At 68.3% G+C, this 2,571-nt stretch carries 2 protein-coding genes; one reads left to right on the forward strand and one right to left on the reverse strand.

All coding sequences use genetic code 11. From position 1 onward, the window contains the following. Nucleotides 1-133: 133 nt before the first annotated feature. On the forward strand, nucleotides 134-1,738 hold the full coding sequence (locus tag RIF68_RS33960; RefSeq protein WP_309055319.1) for an ISL3 family transposase: 1,605 nt from the start codon (nucleotides 134-136) through the stop codon (nucleotides 1,736-1,738). Between the two features lie 37 nt (nucleotides 1,739-1,775). Here the strand turns inward: RIF68_RS33960 and RIF68_RS33965 are convergent, their stop codons facing one another. Beyond that, nucleotides 1,776-2,198, reverse strand: coding sequence for a hypothetical protein (locus tag RIF68_RS33965; RefSeq protein WP_309055320.1), 423 nt, complete (start codon nucleotides 2,196-2,198; stop codon nucleotides 1,776-1,778). Between the last annotated feature and the right edge of the window lie 373 nt (nucleotides 2,199-2,571).

Here is a 2,571-nt window from a genome sequence, read left to right on the forward strand (position 1 = left end):
GTGCACGAGAACGGGCTCTGGCTCAACTTCTGTGACGCGGCCACGCTGAGTCACGGCTGAGCTTCTCCGGGCAGTAGTGAAGTCGCCCGAAAATGAGCCGTGGTCAGGGCGGTTGGGATGACAGTTCCGGGCCGTGGAAGAGATCGTGCTCCGGTTGAAGGAGCTGTTGTTCCCGTCGATCGCGGACGTCGCGGTGCTGTCGGTGGACGTGAGCATCGCGATAGTGCGCATCGACGTGGAATGCACTGCGAACGGTGCCGCTTGCCCGGCGTGCGAGGTCTGGTCGAACCGGGTTCATGGTTCCTACCTGCGGTTTCCCGTTGATGTGCCGAGCGCCGGACGAAGCGTTGTTCTCCAGCTGAGGGTCCGCCGGTTCGCCTGCGGGAACTCGGGGTGCGCACGCCGCACCTTCGTCGAGCAGATACCCGGCCTGACCCGTCGGCACGGTCAGCGGACCGAGCGGCTGCGCTCGACGCTGGCCGCCGTCGGTCTCGCCCTGGCGGGCCGGGCCGGCGCCCGCCTGAGCTCCGTGCTCGGGGTCTCCGTCAGCCGGAGCACCGTCCTGCGCCTGGTCGACGCCCTTCCAGAGCCGGAAGTGCCCGCCCCGCGTGTGGTCGGCGTCGACGAGTACGCCACCCGCAAGGGCCGCCACTACGGCACCGTTCTCGTCGACGTCGAAACCCGCCGCCCTGTCGACCTGCTGCCGGACCGGGAGGCATCGAGCCTGGCGGCCTGGCTCGCCGATCGGCCCGGCGTCGAGGTCGTGTGCCGGGACCGGGCGCCGTTCTTCGCCGAGGGCGCCACCGCCGGTGCACCGCATGCCGTCCAGGTCGCGGACCGGTGGCATCTCTGGCACAACCTGAGCGAGGCCGCCGAGCGGAGCGTCGCCCAGCACCGTCGCTGCCTCCGCGCTCTGGTCCCCACGGCCCCTGAACCCGGACCCGAACCCGAGGCTGTTCCGGCCGCGGACTCGTCCGGTTCTCCTTGGCCGCGCGGGCACCGATTCGCCGATCGGACCCGGGCCCGGCATGCCGCCGTCCACGCACTGCTGACGGCGGGACACAGCCGGCGCTCGGTCCAGCGGCAGCTCGGGATGACCTACCGCACCGTCAAGCAGTTTGCCGACGCCGCGACGCCGGAGGAGCTGTTCACCGGTCAGTGGCAGAACCGGCCCTCCGTCCTCGACGACTACAAGCCCTACCTGGACGACCGCTGGAGCGAGGGCTGCACCAACGCCTGGAAGCTGTGGGAGGAGATCGTGCCACTCGGCTACAAGGGCAGCTACCAGCGCGTTCGCGCCTACCTGCACGACAAGCGCACCTCACCGTGGCCGGTGACCGCCCGGCCGCCCTCGCCCCGGGCCGTCGCCGGATGGATCCTCCGCCGTCCGGACACCCTCACCGAGACCGAGCAACTCCAGCTCAAGGTCGTCCGGACGCACTGCTCCGAACTCGACGCCCTCACCGGGCACGTCCGCTCCTTCGCGACCATGCTCACCGAGCGCCAGGGCGAGCGCCTGCCCGACTGGCTCGACGCCGTCCGGCAGGACGACCTGCCCAGCCTCCACACCCTTGCCGCAGGCATCGACCGCGACCGCGACGCCGTCATCGCCGGCCTGACTCTGCCCTGGAGCTCGGGCGTCGTGGAAGGGCACGTCAACCGGATCAAGATGTTCAAGCGCCAGATGTTCGGCCGCGCTGGCTTCAAGCTGTTACGCAAGCGGGTACTACTCGCCTGAGCAGCCGGCTGGCCGAATTCCGGCTACTTCAGGAGCCTCAAGCCGTGGCCTGGTTATCTCGGTGGAGATAGCCGGATGCAGGGCAGCCAGCGTCCGGGTCGTCGGTCGGGCACATCGCAGGGTCGTCTTCGTCACCGAAGAGGTAGGTGTCCACCGTGCAGTCGTTGCTGGAGAAGGTCAGCGACAGCACAGTGCCGCGTGTGGCGGTCTCGTCTGCAGTACTGATCTTGCCAGATTCAGCGGGCGCATAGAACGCCCAACGGCCTGATGACAAGGCCGATGGGTTCCTGCAATCTGAAGCTACGGGCAACTCGTCGAAGTGCTCGCTGGTGAAGGTGTGATCCTTGTGAAAGGTCAGGATTGTGCCCGCCTCGCTGGTCCATTGCCCTTCCACCTGATCCGCTGGAATCTCTGCGGCGTGAATCGCCGCGGCCCATCCGCAGGACACCGTCAGCGCCACCGCCGCCGCCGTGAAAGTAACTGAACGCCATACCCGTTGGTCCACGCAAACCCCTGCCCCAGACGCCCGGCAAGCCGCCCGTGTCCGGCCCTCGGTCGCACCACTACATTGAACGCGCTCAAATCTTGCAGTGGCCCCTGTCTGACCACGCTGGCGGACCTACGTAGACACGGCGCCAGCCAGTCAGAGCGCCATTCCCAACCCATCACTTAGCGTGGCCGCGTCACAGAAGTTGAGCCAGAGCCTGAGAACGGGCTCTGGCACAACTTCCGTGAAACCCCGCCGACCGGGCCCGTGTCCGCCTCTGGGCGAGCCGCCGACCTGCCGGTCCACCAGGGCCGTCGGCCTCGGACACCGAGGATCGGTTCGACTT

Source organism: Streptomyces sp., from assembly GCF_031178505.1.
GTDB lineage: Bacteria > Actinomycetota > Actinomycetes > Streptomycetales > Streptomycetaceae > Streptomyces > Streptomyces gulbargensis.